The organism is Streptomyces muensis (assembly GCF_021474425.1).
Taxonomy (GTDB): Bacteria; Actinomycetota; Actinomycetes; order Streptomycetales; family Streptomycetaceae; genus Streptomyces; species Streptomyces muensis.
This window is the reverse complement of record NZ_JAKEIP010000010.1, coordinates 18,688-32,689: the sequence shown is the minus strand read 5'-3', so window position 1 is coordinate 32,689 and position 14,002 is coordinate 18,688. Positions and strand designations below refer to the sequence as shown.

At 67.4% G+C, this 14,002-nt stretch carries 17 protein-coding genes and 1 pseudogene; 8 read left to right on the top strand and 10 right to left on the bottom strand.

Annotated features, from left to right (window positions below; genetic code table 11):
* Nucleotides 1-30 precede the first annotated feature (30 nt).
* The 5 genes from L0P92_RS04910 to L0P92_RS04890 form a co-directional block, all read right to left on the bottom strand.
* On the bottom strand, nt 31-1,887 hold the full coding sequence (locus L0P92_RS04910; protein ID WP_234761252.1) for an ABC transporter ATP-binding protein: 1,857 nt from the start codon (nt 1,885-1,887) through the stop codon (nt 31-33).
* A gap of 10 nt (nt 1,888-1,897) precedes the next feature.
* Nucleotides 1,898-2,662, bottom strand: coding sequence for a class I SAM-dependent methyltransferase (locus L0P92_RS04905; RefSeq protein ID WP_234761251.1), 765 nt, complete (start codon nt 2,660-2,662; stop codon nt 1,898-1,900).
* A gap of 120 nt (nt 2,663-2,782) precedes the next feature.
* Nucleotides 2,783-3,004 (bottom strand): hypothetical protein, encoded by a 222-nt coding sequence (locus L0P92_RS04900; RefSeq protein ID WP_234761250.1) that lies wholly within the window; start codon nt 3,002-3,004, stop codon nt 2,783-2,785.
* Nucleotides 3,005-3,090: 86 nt separating this feature from the next.
* Complete coding sequence (locus L0P92_RS04895; protein WP_234761249.1) at nt 3,091-3,297, bottom strand: hypothetical protein; 207 nt, start codon at nt 3,295-3,297, stop codon at nt 3,091-3,093.
* Nucleotides 3,298-3,372: 75 nt separating this feature from the next.
* Nucleotides 3,373-3,576, bottom strand: a complete 204-nt coding sequence (locus L0P92_RS04890) for a hypothetical protein (protein WP_234761248.1) — start codon at nt 3,574-3,576, stop codon at nt 3,373-3,375.
* Between the two features lie 865 nt (nt 3,577-4,441).
* On the opposite strand from L0P92_RS04890, the gene L0P92_RS04885 reads away from it, so the two are divergent.
* A complete protein-coding gene (locus L0P92_RS04885) occupies nt 4,442-4,987 on the top strand; it encodes an IS1096 element passenger TnpR family protein (RefSeq protein ID WP_234761247.1) in 546 nt (181 codons plus the stop codon).
* 242 nt (nt 4,988-5,229) lie between these two features.
* Here L0P92_RS04885 and L0P92_RS45635 read toward each other — a convergent pair whose 3' ends face one another.
* Nucleotides 5,230-5,421 carry a hypothetical protein gene (locus L0P92_RS45635; RefSeq protein WP_372497200.1) on the bottom strand — a complete coding sequence of 64 codons (192 nt, stop codon included), beginning with the start codon at nt 5,419-5,421 and terminating at the stop codon, nt 5,230-5,232.
* On the opposite strand from L0P92_RS45635, the gene L0P92_RS04880 reads away from it, so the two are divergent.
* Nucleotides 5,344-5,865, top strand: coding sequence for a hypothetical protein (locus L0P92_RS04880; protein ID WP_234761246.1), 522 nt, complete (start codon nt 5,344-5,346; stop codon nt 5,863-5,865). The two genes, L0P92_RS45635 and L0P92_RS04880, sit on opposite strands and share 78 nt — an antisense overlap.
* On the opposite strand, the gene L0P92_RS04875 is transcribed toward L0P92_RS04880, so the two are convergent.
* Nucleotides 5,843-6,661: a hypothetical protein gene (locus L0P92_RS04875; RefSeq protein WP_234761245.1), complete on the bottom strand. Its 819-nt coding sequence runs from the start codon at nt 6,659-6,661 to the stop codon at nt 5,843-5,845. The two genes, L0P92_RS04880 and L0P92_RS04875, sit on opposite strands and share 23 nt — an antisense overlap.
* 151 nt (nt 6,662-6,812) lie before the next feature.
* Nucleotides 6,813-7,568, bottom strand: coding sequence for a hypothetical protein (locus L0P92_RS04870; protein ID WP_234761244.1), 756 nt, complete (start codon nt 7,566-7,568; stop codon nt 6,813-6,815).
* 296 nt (nt 7,569-7,864) lie between these two features.
* On the opposite strand from L0P92_RS04870, the gene L0P92_RS04865 reads away from it, so the two are divergent.
* From L0P92_RS04865 to L0P92_RS04840, 6 genes are all read left to right on the top strand, one after another.
* Entirely contained in the window at nt 7,865-8,323 is a 459-nt protein-coding gene (locus tag L0P92_RS04865) for a hypothetical protein (RefSeq protein WP_234761243.1), read from the top strand.
* 765 nt (nt 8,324-9,088) lie between these two features.
* A complete protein-coding gene (locus L0P92_RS04860) occupies nt 9,089-9,748 on the top strand; it encodes an SMI1/KNR4 family protein (RefSeq protein WP_234761242.1) in 660 nt (219 codons plus the stop codon).
* A 361-nt stretch (nt 9,749-10,109) separates the two neighbouring features.
* Nucleotides 10,110-10,967 (top strand): DUF1963 domain-containing protein, encoded by an 858-nt coding sequence (locus tag L0P92_RS04855; RefSeq protein WP_234761241.1) that lies wholly within the window; start codon nt 10,110-10,112, stop codon nt 10,965-10,967.
* A 195-nt stretch (nt 10,968-11,162) separates the two neighbouring features.
* Nucleotides 11,163-11,474, top strand: a complete 312-nt coding sequence (locus L0P92_RS04850) for a hypothetical protein (protein ID WP_234761240.1) — start codon at nt 11,163-11,165, stop codon at nt 11,472-11,474.
* Nucleotides 11,475-11,583: 109 nt separating this feature from the next.
* Nucleotides 11,584-12,066: a riboflavin biosynthesis intermediates N-glycosidase gene (gene ybiA / locus L0P92_RS04845; protein WP_234761239.1), complete on the top strand. Its 483-nt coding sequence runs from the start codon at nt 11,584-11,586 to the stop codon at nt 12,064-12,066.
* A 142-nt stretch (nt 12,067-12,208) separates the two neighbouring features.
* On the top strand, nt 12,209-12,619 hold the full coding sequence (locus tag L0P92_RS04840; protein WP_234761238.1) for a hypothetical protein: 411 nt from the start codon (nt 12,209-12,211) through the stop codon (nt 12,617-12,619).
* A gap of 253 nt (nt 12,620-12,872) precedes the next feature.
* On the opposite strand, the pseudogene L0P92_RS45630 reads toward L0P92_RS04840, so the two are convergent.
* Nucleotides 12,873-13,004: pseudogene (locus tag L0P92_RS45630) on the bottom strand (WD40 repeat domain-containing protein); the annotation flags it as partial.
* 114 nt (nt 13,005-13,118) lie between these two features.
* Nucleotides 13,119-13,688, bottom strand: coding sequence for a hypothetical protein (locus L0P92_RS04835; protein WP_234761237.1), 570 nt, complete (start codon nt 13,686-13,688; stop codon nt 13,119-13,121).
* Nucleotides 13,689-14,002 lie beyond the last annotated feature (314 nt).

Sequence of the window (14,002 nt, the reverse complement as noted above, 5' to 3'; positions counted from 1 at the left end):
CCCTCTCCCTTGGGCGTGGTGTGGTGGTGCTCAGCCGAGCAGTTGGTGCGAGGCGAGTTCGGCGTACAGGATGTCGTCGCGCAGCAGCTCGGTGTGCGTGCCGACGGCCCGCAGAGCGCCGTCCTGGAGGACGGCGATACGGTCGGCCGACCGCACGGTCGACAGCCGGTGGGCGACCACCAGCACGGTCGTGCGCCTGGACAGTTCCTCGATGACCTCGCGCAGCGCCGCTTCGTTGACGGCGTCGAGCTGTGAGGTCGCCTCGTCGAGGAGGAGCAGACGCGGACGGCGCAGCAGGGCCCGCGCGATGGCGACGCGCTGGCGTTCGCCGCCGGACAGGGAGGTGCCGTGGTGGTCGATCGCGGCGTCGAGGTCACCGCCGAGGCGTTCGAGCAGCGGCAGGAGACGGGTCACCGCCAGGACGTGGCACAGATCCTCGTCGGTCGCGGCGGGGGCCGCGTAGGCGAGGTTGTCACGCAGGCTGCCCGCCATCACTGGCGCGTCCTGCTCGACGTAACCGATACCGGCCCGAAGTTCCCTGAGGTTCCAGTCGCGCAGGTCCCCTCCGTCGAACAGAATCCGGCCCAGGTCCGGGTCGTAGAAGCGTTCGATGAGGCTCAGGGCTGTGGTCTTGCCGGCGCCGGAGGGGCCCACGAAGGCGGTGAGCCCGCCGGCGGGAATGTCGAGGGAGAAGCCGTTCAGGGCGGGGGTGGTCCGGCCGGAGTGGGTGAACGTGATGTTCTCGAAGGCCAGTGAGGCCGCACCGGGGGGACTCGCCTTTCCGCCGTACGTGAAGGAGTCGGTGGAGTCCACCGGCTCGGTGGGCAGCCGGGTGACCTCGGACAGGCGCTGTACGGCTGCCCGCGCCGCCTGGAAATACGTGCCGACGTTGGTCAGCGACATGACCGGCTGAGCAAGGTAGAGGACGTACAGCAGGAACGCGGTGAGCGTGGCGACCGAGATGGCGCCGCTGCTGACCCGGGCTCCGCCCACGCCGAGTACCACGAGGAAGGCGATCTGGATCGCGAGCCCGGCCGTGGTGCCCGCCACCGAGCCCCAGCGGGCGAGGACGACGCCCTCGTCGTACGCGTCCCGTGCCGCCGCGTCGACGCGCCGGGCCTCGACGTCCTCCGCGCCGGAGGCCTTGACGGTGGTGAAGGCGCTGAGCGCCCGCTCCAGGGTCGCGCCCATCTCGCCCACCGACTGCTGGGCGCTCAGCGCGGCGCGCCGGATGCGCGGCATGATGACGCCGACCACGAATCCGAGAAGCAGGACCACGCCGACGGTGACGAGCAGCAGTTCCACGTCGACGATCGCCATCATCACCAGCGTTCCGATGATCATCACCAGGCCGGTGAGCGCCTGCACCAGGGTCTGGGTGACGATCTGCCGCAGCAGCGAGGTGTCACCCGCGGCCCGGGCGAGCAGGTCACCGGGCGCCTGCCGGCGCATCGCTCCCATGGGCAGCCGCAATATGTGGCGAACCAGTCCCTGCCGCCCGGCCAGCACCACGCGCTCCGCTGCGCGCAGCAGCAGGAAGTCACCGACGGCCAGGGCGCCGGCGGCCACCAGCACCAGTGCGACGAGTCTCAGCAGGTCTGGAGCCACGTCGCGGCCCTGGCCGTACGCGGTGAGCACGTCCTCCACGGCCAGCGGCTGGAGCAACCCGAGCACCCCCGACCCCACCAGCAGCACAGCGGCCACCGCTATCTCCCGCCAGTGCGGGCGCACATGGCCGCGGAAGGCCGTGAACGTCTCGCGAAGCGAGAGTCCATCGGCTGCGGCTCCGTCGGCGACGGCTCCCTCTGCGTCCGGAACCGTCACCGCCGCGGTACCCTCCTCGGTCTCGGTGGGCGGTGCACCGGCGCTCAATGAAGTACTGGCCATCGGTTCGTCCTCACTGCTCTCGAAGGTCGTCGGCGCTCCGGTACACGCAGATCGTCATCGGCTCGGTACCCGTGAAGGGGGATCCCTGCCAGCTGCCGTAGCGCGCTTCCAGGAGCAGCCCGGCGCGTTCGGCGTACGTGTCGATCTCGTCCGGTGTGGTCAGCCGGCTGGTCTCCGACGCGAGCCGGGTGCCGCCGCCCTCGTGCCAGATGTGCGAGAGGTGCCAGATCTGCCGTTCGTAGTTGACGAGGGAGTACGACTGCAGGCCGGCGTTCTCTCCACAGGGGATGAAGAACGTGTCCTTCGCGCGCCCCTCGTGCATCGCCTCGACGAACGCCGGGTTGTGGGTCTCGATGACGACCGCGCCGCCAGGTCCGAGTGCGAGCGCGCACGTCTCCAGTACCTGCTGCTGTTCGGCGGGGTCGAGCAGCATGGAGAGGGTGCCGCAGACACAGAGGACCAGCCCGTACCGGCGCTCACTCCGGTAGGTCCGGATGTCGCCGTGCACCGGGGTGACCGGCCGCGGCTCGGCCGCGAGGGCGCCGCGCAGGACGTCCAGCATCTCCGGGGAGGAGTCGACGCCGACCAGGTCACCGACGTGCGCCGCCAGCGGAAGGGCGACACGTCCGGTGCCGACGCCGAGTTCGAGGGCCGGCATACCGTCGCCGGGATGGAGACCGGCGAGCCACTTCGCCGTGTCGTCACCCGGCGGGAAGATCCGGTGGTAGAAGTCGGCGAACTGGCGTCCGTATCCGAGGTCTTGAATGTCGCTCATACCGCCTGCCCGATGGACGAGGGTTCTCGGAGACCGCCTTCTTGAGGCGAACTCCTCTTGCTGGGGAACGGGGGGGAACAGGGAGGGCACACCGGTGGTGCGCCCTCCCTCGGGTCCTGCCTAGCGCTCCTTGTTGCCGGTGCCGCATGCGGCCATTCCGGCGGCGTGGGCCTGGCCGAGCGCGAGTCCGACGCCCACTCCGGCGGCGAAGGCCACGGCCGTGGCGGGGGTCGCGAGGACCGGCGCGAGCTGACTCATCTGCTGGGCCCGGTCGGCCCGCAGCGGCAGACCGGCCAGCGTACGGCTGCGGTTCGCGTGCTCGGTCAGTACGGAAACGGACATGAAAACTCCCAAGTCGTGTCGTGAAGTGATGTCGCGCCGACGTGAGGGATCAGGCCGAGCGCGGGATCGCTCGGCCCATCCCCGCGTCATCGCTCCTTGGTGTTGCCGCCGCGGGTGCCGATGACGCCGGCGGCGAGGGTGATCCCCAGATCAGCGCTGGGGGCGGCAGTGATCGCGGGCGTGGCCAGCACCGGCGCGAGTTCGCTCATCTGCCGGGCCCGGTCGGCCCGCAGCGGCAGACCGGTCGGCGCACTGCTGCGATTCGCGTGCTCGGTCAGCACGGAAACGGACATGAAGGCCTCCGAGCTGTGTCGTGTTGACGTCAGGGACCAAAACGCGCCACCGGCAGGCACGGCCTCAGCCCGGCGTCACCGCTCCTTGTTGTTGCCGCCGGCGCCCATGGCGTAGCCGACCGCGTAGGCGCCGAGGCTGACCGCCACTCCGGCGGCGAAGGCCGCGGGCGTGGCCAGGACGGGGGTCAGATCCGACAGGTGCCGGGCTCGGCGCGCCGTCGTCAACTCGCCGAAGAACTCGGGCGCTGCGCCGTTGACGTGTTCGGAGATGCTGGTCATCGAGGTTTCCATTTCTGTGTGCGGTAGGAAGGCGGGCCCGTGCGCGTGACAGGTGGGTCGCTGACGTGGGAACGGGTCCGCCGAGGGCGTGGGAACGCTCGCGCACCGGAACGCCAAGACGTTGGCCGCCGTGGCGAGTTGTGGCGCGAGGCGGAGTGCGGGATCGCCCCTGCGAACGAGACCAGTCTGCGAACCGGCGCGACCTCACAGCATTGGGGAGATCCCCACATACGTGCCGAGAAAGAGACGCCCCGCGGCCCGGCCCATGTGGACGGGAAGAACGAGATGGCCGTTGACAGTCGGCTCTCCCCCGGCAGTGGCGAAGAGGCCTAGTGGAACTCTGATCTGCCAGGAATCCCGGGCCCCTGGTCCTTCATCTTGGACACACCAGACACTGATCTTTCAGGGTCCGAAAAGGGCATCCCAGGGCAGCGGAACTGGGGGAGGACGGTCCGCGCGAGTCGGCCCAGGGCACGCCAGGCGGAGATGCCGGTGCAGCCACTGACGCCGCTGGAGGCGGAGAACACAGCCCTGCGCAAGGAAGTCGATGCGTTGGAGGAGGATCCGAGATCCGGCGGAAGGCGGCGAGGCATTACGCCGCGAAGACGCGCAGCGAACGGCTTCCGGTTCGGTTCGCCGACCCACCGACGCCGATTCCGGCGCTGTCGAAGAACGGATTGCCGGCCTGCCGGGTAGCCGGCCTCACGTGGCCAAGATCATCGAACCGGAACGGCTCTCATCCCGGGAGGATTGACGGCGGCCAGTAGAAATTCCCCACGTACGGCCAGCTCGATTCCCCAGTCGGCAGTCACACTCAGTAGCCTCGGTGCTGGTTCGCGGATCCGGCGCATAGGGGGTTGTTGACGTGGCTCGTACTTGGCTGTCGATCCGGGTGGAGTTGGTCTCCGGTCACGGTGCGGACCTGTGGCCGCGTCCCGGCCGGGTGTTCGCCGCTGCTCGGTCGCACTCCTTCGCGGAGCTCGCCTCGGCCATCGATCTCGCCTTCGCGCGCTGGGACTTGGCTCACCTGCACCTGTTCACGTTGTCCGACGCCACCCACGTCAGCCCGCTGGACTGGTGGGACGGCGAGGCCCCGGACGGCACCGTGGACGGGCATGCGACCAAGCTGAGCAGACTGCAGGCCGGTGAGCAGTTCGCCTACGTCTTCGACATCGGCGACGACTGGGCGCACCTCTGCACGGTGGCGGAGAAGCGTATTGATCCCCTCGAGGAACTCGGCGAGATGCCCGGCCGTCCGGTGCCCTACTGGGGCTGGGGCAGCCTCCCGGACCAGTACGCGCGCCGCTGGGACGGGGACGACGGGGAGACGCCGATGCCCAAGCGGCCGGCCCGCGGCCTCGGCGATCTGCCTCCGATCCTGCCGTGGTGGGGCGAGCACCGCCGAGGATGACCTCACGCTGCGTACACGAAGTGGCCACCAGTGGGGAATTGAAGTGGCCGTGGTGGGGAGCCGAAGTGGCCGCGAGTGGGGAAATCTAACTGGCCGCTGACAGAGGATCATGGGGACCGTACGGCCGTGCCGTCATGATCGTCTGCTCGTGACTGCTCCAACGCTCCCGCGGCAGGGAGGGCCACCGGACTGGTGATCCCCGGCGAGCCGAGTGGGCCGCCAACAGGTCGGACGGCGGGCCGTCAGCGACAGGCCTGCACAGCAGCCAAGGCCATGGCGGTGCGCTCGGGATCAGCGAGGGCATATTGCCCGCGGCTGGAGGGGGTGACCCATCCAGCGTCTATGAGCAGGCGCAGATGGTGGTACAGCTGCCCACTGGTGGCGGCGCCGCAGAGCTGCAACAGTTTCCGCGTGCTGTGCGGTCTGTCCGTCAGCGCACCAAGGACGCGGAGCCGGACCGGATGCCCGAGAGCCCTGAGCCTGATGGTGACGCCGGAGCCCTCGACCTCGGCCAGGAGGGCCACGACTTGCTCGCGCAACGCGTCCAGTTCGATGTCAGCAAGGCGGGCAGGGCCTGTTGGGGCGATGCGCTGTCGCTCCAGGCAGATGATGGGCCGGGCCGGCTCGTCGACACGCTGGTGGAGCTTCTGACGCTGTGCGGTTCTTTCCTCCATGACGTGTACGGCGCCCCATTTTGTCGAGTCGTTCATGTCAAGATTCCCGATCGAAGTATCGGACGCGCATGGCCTCCACCGCTCCGCATCAGATACGACCGCCAGGAACCCCTCATGCAGATCATGCTGGACGAGGTCACCGCCGATGAGTTCCCTGCCGTGCCATTTCGAGCCGAGGAAGTCAGCCGAGTCGGCAGTAGCTGAGTTGCCGCCACTGGCCGGTGGCGAGGTCGCATTCGGCATAGGCGGTGTCGCCGGGAGTGATGGTGAAGTAAACCCGCTCGTGGCCCTCGGCGACCGACCAGGGCAGCAGGTCGTCGCGCAGGATCCGCAGGCCCTCCGCGATCAACTCCGCCACGCCGCTCTTGGCTGCGGCGAGAAACAGCCGGCCGTCCACCAGCGCCACGTCGATCAGAGACAGTCCATATCGGCCCATGACGGTGGAGCCCTGCTTCGCCGATCCACGCAGCAGCCGGCCGTCCCTATTGCTGCTGATCAGCACGTCGCAGTCCAGGGTGAAGGCGCTACCGGTGAGGGTGTCGTCGGTGGCCGCTCCGTGCGGGTCCTCGATCGCGTGCCACCGCTCTCCGTCGAAATGCAGGATGGTGCTGCCGTGCCCCACCGCTACACGTCGTCGGCGGCCCGTCCGCGGATACAGCCGATGGGTCGCTGGGCCGGGATCGTGCTGGGCCCAGACCTCACCGTCCCAGTGGTAGAGCACTCCGCCGAAGGTGCCGACATGTAAGTCCTGATCCGAAGTCCCCCAGATCGCCCACGGGCGGGGACGCAAGCCGTTGGATTTCTGCGCCGGCAGCTCCATATGACGCCAGGTGAGATCACCCTCAGGCACTTCGAACTCGAGGTCGGCAATCTCCTCCTCGTCCGGCCAGGCCACCGGCGCCGTGGTCCAGACCAGACCGGTGGTGCTCGTCAGCCAGGGATTCCCCTGCGGCGAACACCACAGCTCGCGCAGTGCGTCGTTCGTGGCCAGGATGTTCACGGCGAGGTCGTCGCTGCCCGCCGGGCGCCGGAACACGTAGCCGGCGGCAGGGGCCTCGTTTCCTCGTGGACGTACAGGATTTCTTCCCGCACGTCATTCTCGTCAGACATGGACTCTCTTCTGTCTACGCGCCGCAGGGTCCGAACGACTCTTACCGCTTCTGCGGCAGCTCTTCCAGCGGGGTGACGGTGCGCCCGCGGCGTATGACGGGCAGTCCCCGCACCAGCCGGTCGATCATGTGCTCGCAGCGCAGGCCCGCGTCGGCGAGGTAGAGGTCCTCACCGGGGCCGTCGCCGTGGGCGAGGAGGACTTCCGGCACCAGCAGGTCGGACAGGTCGGCGTGCGGCGCCGGATCCTCGACGGCCAGCCCGTAGCCGTCGAGGTCGACATAGTCGGGTACCAGGGCCCGCCCGCGCAGACGTCCGCCGACCTCGGGAAGGAACTCGTCCCACATGATCGCCAGCGTGGCACTCAAGTCACCGAGTACCTCTACGTGTTGGTCGGTGGAGTTGCCGAGAAAGGTCTCGACCTCGATGTCGCCCTGGACCAGGAGGGAGGAGCTGCCGGTGAGGACGAGGTTGGCGACCTTCAGATCGCCGAGCACGATCAGTGAAGGGCTGCCGTAGTCCAGGTTGAGAACATTGCCGTCGACGTGGAGGTCGCCGTCGATGACGTATCCGGTGACCGCACCGTCGATTCCCTCGTACTCGGGTCGGCCGCCCGCCTTGATCCAGGGATTCTGATGCCGGTACTGGTGGTCGTCGAGCCAGAGCGAGCCCGGCAACGCCGAGGGCCCCGGGTGCAGGATGTACTCCTCCTCGTCCAGGTTGCCGTAGGTCTCCTGCGGGAAGCCGCGTCGCTCGAACAGGGCGACCGTCTCTGCCCAAGTCTGGTAGATCGTCTGCATGGTCGAAACAGTAGGCGCCTGCACTGACATCCCACTCACTCCGGAAAACCTTCACAGTGGAATTACGTGACCCGTTACGTAATTCCACTGAGGTCTTTCTCGGCGGCGTGATGGTCGCGGTGCGTGCCCGTGTGCGGGTGGCCGGGCTGCTGCCCCCGACGACAGACATGCATGGAGGCCCTGGTGGGAACGAGGTACGCGCAGGTCCTGTCCCGGCAGAGAGGGCGTCACGTGCCGTCCGTTATCACGTGCACCGCCATCCTCGATGTCCGCAGGGGACCACCGAGCATCTCGAGATGCTGCTGCACGAACACCCGTGGGCGGCTCGGCCCCGCAAGAACACTCATGCCCTGTCGGCATCTTCAAGCAGGCCCAGAACGGTCACATTCCTACGCCCCGGCGACGTCGTCTCCATCCAACTCGCCGACAGCTGCCATGCCGCCTTCGTCCACGAGCTGCACGGCGCGAACGAATTCCCGGTCATCGAGTTCTACGCCGGCTCCTTCACCCAGCCCCCCACCATGGCACAGCTGGCAGGCCGACCGACGGCCCGAGCAGGCGCTCGCGCCCGCTTCGGGGTTGCGGTCCTGACCTACCTGTCCGACCCCCTGCCCAGCAGGTGGTGGCACTGGTCTCGCAGCACTCCAAGGCCGCACGGAGGCGATCCCCAGGCAGGCGGCGGCCTGTGGAGCTTGACTGACATCATCGACTTGCCAGGGGCAACGGCGGCGCTCTTCGACGACGACAGGGAGTAGCACCTCCAAATCGGCAGCGGGTCTGATACCGCAGGGTCGGTGCGGTGAGGCGGGAGGATCTCCGGCACGGGTATCGGCAGCGATCACCCGACCGGGACTGAGCACGACTGTCGCGTGTTGGGGGCATGACCGGTAGCGACCGGCTGCGGCAACGATGTTGGTCCAGCCCGACACAGACGACGTACACCATCCCACTCCGGTTGGGGTGCAGACGCTGCAAGCCGGCACAGCGTCGGTAGAACTACGCAACTCTCCACGGACATCTGCGGCAGCATGCCTGCGAAAGGCGGGCTGAGGTTCGTGGAGCATCTAGCATTTCGATCATGTCCAATTGGACGGTCATGGCTGGCCGGAAGGGGGAAATGGTAATGGCGGGCGAAGTCACCGATTGGCCTGTCGGAACGTTTCCAGTGCGGGGGACTGCTGCGCTGACCGTCACGACGGAGGTACTTGGCGGGCTGCCCAACACCGACATGTCCAGCCTGGAGTGCGACGCGGCCAGAGGCACCCCGGTGTGGCCCCGGTACGCGATCGCCGCCGACGGTAACTCGACCTCGGAACTGGTCGACCGAGTACGCGCCCCGGTTGCCGCGATCGGCCAGGTCGGCGAAGTCTTCGACTCGCTGACCGCGGTGCCTGGCGGACGAGGGGCCGATGGGCACGCCTCCCGCGAGGACACGCAACGGTCGCTCGACACCCACCACACCCCACCGCCCGCCCTGGGAATCGACGATGAGAGAGACTGCATGCGGATGGAGGCTTGCAGTGATCAAGGAGTTGCTCCAGGACCTCATGGCGACCGCGTTCGGTGCCTGGACTCCACAGGACGGATGCGCTGGCGACGAGATCACGGCTGCCGAGGACCGCTTGGGGATCAGCCTGCCGGACGCCTTGCGTGACTACTACGCAGCGGCGGGCAGGCACCCGGAGCTGATGGGTACGGGCGGTCACGAGCACACTTTCCGGCTGAGCGCTCTCAGGGACCTGAGCCTTGAGGACGGACACCTGGTCTTCTGCGTGGAGAACCAGTGGCCCGCGCAGTGGAGCGTGCGCCCGGACGATGTCGGCTGGCCCGATCCCAGGGTCCACGGGCGGGCCGCGCCGGGCAAGAAGTGGTACAGCGAAGCCCGGAGGCTGTCGGCCTTCCTGATCAATGTCGCCGGCAGGCAGGCGGTCGGGGCGCTCCCGTGCCAGGCCACGTGCCAGCTACGTGAGGGTCAATTGCAGGCTGTCGAGCCACTGCTGGACTACGTCGGCTCTCGCGAACTGCACCGGGGCGGTCACTGGTTGAGCTTTGTCGACCGATCGAGCCGCATAGTGGCCCACTATTCCTACAACACCTCGACACTGCGCATCGGGGCAGTTTCCCCCAGCGCACTCGAATCGCTGCGCGAGCGTTCAGGACTTCCACTCAAACCGGTGTGAAGCCGACGCAGCCGACGCGGTGGCTCCACGTGAGTGAGACGCTGCTGCTACGACGCAACGGAAGACTTTCCAGACGCATCTACGGCAGGCCGCCACCGGCATCCTGGAGCGCGTCCCCGAGCAACTGAAGCCTGAGATATACGTCCTGGCCTTCAACGTATTGATCTGGCTCCGCCCGGCGACGCACTCGCCGAAATGGGAAGCCGCGTGGATTGGTCGGGGGTGGTAGAGGGCGGACCGTGGGTCGCCATGCCCACTGAGGGCTCGGTGGAACCACGTATCTGGCTACGTAATCCTGTGGTGAGGGTCCCGGGTTCGGGGGGTGTGTCGGTGGGGTCGGAAATGATGGATGCCATGACTGATGAGCCATACTCCCGACTTGCTGCCGAGCGTCTTTCAGGCGACCTTGTTCAGCGCTGGACAGCGCTCCTGCGCCCCTGCGCACGCCTGCGCACGCCTGCGCCAGGCCGAAGCCGGCGAGCAGATCGTGGCTGTCCTCGGCGGGGCCCCGGAGCTTCCGGCCGGTGCCACCTGGCCCGAATGGCCCGGACACGGCCCCTTGTCCTTCGTCGCTTCAGTGCGGTGTGCCGCACTGCCCCGAGACGGCCTTGCCGAGGAGTTCCCCCAGGACGGAACCCTGCTCTTCTTCTACTTCGACGGCCAAGTGGACGAAGACGCCTTCATGTCCGTCGACGACCCCGAGACCTGGGCCGGCGCCCAGGTGCTGTACGTCCCGGAGAACACCCCCGTCCTGCCGACAGACACGCCCCCTGTCCTCGACGCATTCCCGCGCGTGGAACTCAGTGCGGACACCGGGCAAAGCGCCCCGGACTTGTGGCTGCCCCAGGCCAGGCGCGCTCTGCTCGGCGACACTCGGCGCTGGCCCCACCCCCGCGACACCCCGGCCGAACTCAAACCGTTCGTCCGCGCGTTCAGGCAGCTGCGCACCCGGATCGACCACCAGATCGGCGGCCACGCCGTGCCCGTCCAGGGCCCGGTGGAGTACGAGCTCGCGAACGCGGCACTCGGCGGCATGCACACCTGGGGCGACCGACTGCTGGAGCAGGAAGCCAAACGCTGGGTTCTGCTTGCCCAGTTCGGCAGCGACAGCGAGGCGAAGATGACCTGGGGCGAGGAGGGCGCCCTCTACTGGCTCATCCGCTTCGAGGATCTCGCCGCCCACCGATTCGACGAGGCAAGGCTCATCGTGCAGGGCTAGCACCCGTAAGTCGTGATCATGTTGGGGCCGCCACCTGCTCGGTTTCAGTGGTTTGCTCGGGAGCGGCCCTGGGGGCTGTGCCGCTGCTGGTCAGGGAGACCGGAGTGGTGTTGAGAGGGGTGCAGGGTGTCGGGGTCGGTTTCGAGGGCGGCGGCAACTCCGGCCGACGTGAGGCGAGCGCGGGCTGAGACGGCGATGAGTCTTCCAGCTCCGTTGGTGGCACTGTGGAGTGTGCGGGACGGCCTTCTCACAGAGTCCGGTGTCGCGGTGTACTCGGCGAGGGACATCGGTGAACGCAACACCACTTACGAAGTCGCGCAGTACGCGCCAGGTTTCCTCCTCGTCGGCGATGACGGTGGTGGCCGAGGATTCCTCCTGCGTGCCGATGACCCGGACTCCGCCGTGTTCTCCTCCGGTCTGGGCGATCTGGAGCCTGCGGACTTCGACGTCGTGTCCGCGGATTTCGCGTCCTGGATCGAATCGCTCCGTCCTGCCCTGTCCTGCTGACGAAGGGCGGGGGGTACCCAGCCGGGTTGGCTCGCCGTAAAAAGCAGCTTGCGGGGGCTGGGCCGATCCTGAAAACCGTGCAGGTTTCCGTTACAACCGTGAGGTTCTCATGACGATCTATTTCTATGGTGCCGACGAAGTCCCTTATGGATGCTTCTCGAACTTCTCCACACACGGCTTCGAATTCGACGGGGTCTGGTGGCCGACCTCGGAGCACTACTTCCAGGCGCAGAAATTCAAGGGCACCCGCCACGCGGATCTCATCCGGCGTGCGCGCACGCCGCTGCGAGCGGCGGAGCTGGGTCGTGACTCGTCCAAACCTCTGCGGAGGGACTGGGAGCGGGTCAAGGACGACGTGATGCGCCGTGCGGTGGCAACCAAGTTCCGCGTACATGCCGATATCCGTGACATTCTGCTGTCCACCGGTGACGAAGAGATCGTCGAAGACACCACCACCGATCACTACTGGGGTCGGGGCAGGACCGGGAACGGAAAGAACATGCTCGGACGAATCCTGGTGCGCACCCGCCACCAATTGCGCGCCGAACTCGCCGAAGCCCTCGACGCCGATGGCCGCGGCCCAAGACCGTGAACCGGGAAACCCGTGCGGCGGGCCAAATGCGCTCCAGGTGGGACAGCAGTCGTGCGGGGCCGCTGACCGCGAACAGCTGGCGTTGCCATAAGTCCCCCACAACCAGCGTGTGAGGCGAAGACCGAGAGAGGAAGTAATACTTGTGGACGAGGACGAGAGCCTACGCCTTTACGGTCTCCACCCCGTCGGCACCGACCTGGACGAAGTGCGCGAACTGCTGAGAGGTCAGACGGAGCGTGAGCGACGCTCTCAGGGCGCGGGCGACACCGAACTGATGAAGCTCTGCTGCGTCCAGTTGTTCAATGCCGGCGTCATCGATGACGTACTCCTCATCTGGAGCGCGAAGACCGCGAGTATGGACGCCGCGTGCTCGATCGATGTCCAGCTGCTGTGCGGACAGGGGCTCACCGAGACAAAGGCATACCTCTCACGCCTTCGTACACCGGAAGCAGAGGCGGCCCGTCAGCGGCTGCTGCAGTCCGAAGAGGCGGGCGATTTCGAGGGCTTCCGCGTAGAGGAGTACTCGGCCCAGTACGCCGACTACTACGAGTGAGACACAGGTGGCCGCGATCCACACTTCCCCACCTCGGGTGGTTTGTGTGTGGCCGATATCGAAGCCCCCCTCTCGCGGAACGTCCGCTCCCACGGCCTGGGCCTCTCCAGCTACCGCGGCTTGGCGGAAGCCCACGTCCAGCCCGTGGTCACCGCGCTGGCCTACTACGTCGCCCGCATCGCCGAGTGGATGAACGCAAGGCTTCTTGGGCGTAGTTCGCCCCGCTGTGGCCGGTCCGGCGACAGCCGGGGGTTCAACCTGTCTCTCCACGGACGGGCGCCCAAAGCCCGGTCTGGTCCCATACCCGCACTGTCTTGTCATTGCTGCCGGTGACGACGACGGGCCGGCCGTCCACCACGGCCGTCGCCAGCGACCAGATGCCGTGTTCGTGGCCGGTCTAGGTGGATCGGAGTCGGGACGTCATATCAGCACGTGCCCTTGGGTACCCGCCCCGTGTCCGAGGTGCCCAACCCACGCTGCCGTTGTGCCGGGCCTGGCGTCACGAGAGTGAGGCGAGGAGTCCGGTCACTTCCGCCAGCACTCCAGGCTGCCCGAAGGCGCGGAAGTCGGCCTCGACCGCTGCCAGGTCGAGGGCGCCGGCACGCACGGCGCGGTACCGGACGACCGACCACAGGAAGACGTCGAGGTTGTCGAACTGCGTCTCGGCCTCTATGACCTCTTCCTCGTGGAACCACACCGCGACCCGGCCGTTGGCCAGCACGACGTAGTAGTTGCCTCCTCCGTCGGCGCCGAGGGACCACCCATCGTCATCGGAAAGCTCCGTCTCATAGTCGGAGTCGAGGATCTGGCAGTCGTTGGCCGCGAAGTCGAAGCCGTACGACCAGTCGTATATGTCAAGAAACCCTGCTGGCATGGTTCCCGACCGGACCCTGCGGTCGAAGCCCGCCAACGCCGCCGCGGCGTCGCGCGGAAGCCTGGTGAGGAACGGCTCGACCGGACGGGTCGACGCCGGGATGTCGACCCGCGGCTCGTCGGGGAACCAGCGCGCCAGATCGGCGTCCAGATCCCGATTCACGTACCCGGCCAATTGATCAACGGTGAGAGGCATGCGGTGAGGCTAGCTCAGAGAGAATGAGCACGGCGTCCAGCTCACCAGTCAGGTATGCGATTGCGTGGTTTCACTGACGTCTTCCCGGGATGCGTCCGCGTGATTTCACGGGCGTCTTCGATCAACTACGTAATCCACTACGCAAATTCGCAGCGGGAGGGTGCCGCGGGCATTTTTGCCGGTGGGGCGCTCTACTGTGCCGGTCATGTCTGACGATCGGTGATCGACGGACCGAAGCCGAACCCGCCGTGGTGGATGAGTTGTCGGCTGAGTAACACCCTCAACTCCTCGACTCGGCCGCCATCTTCCAGTAG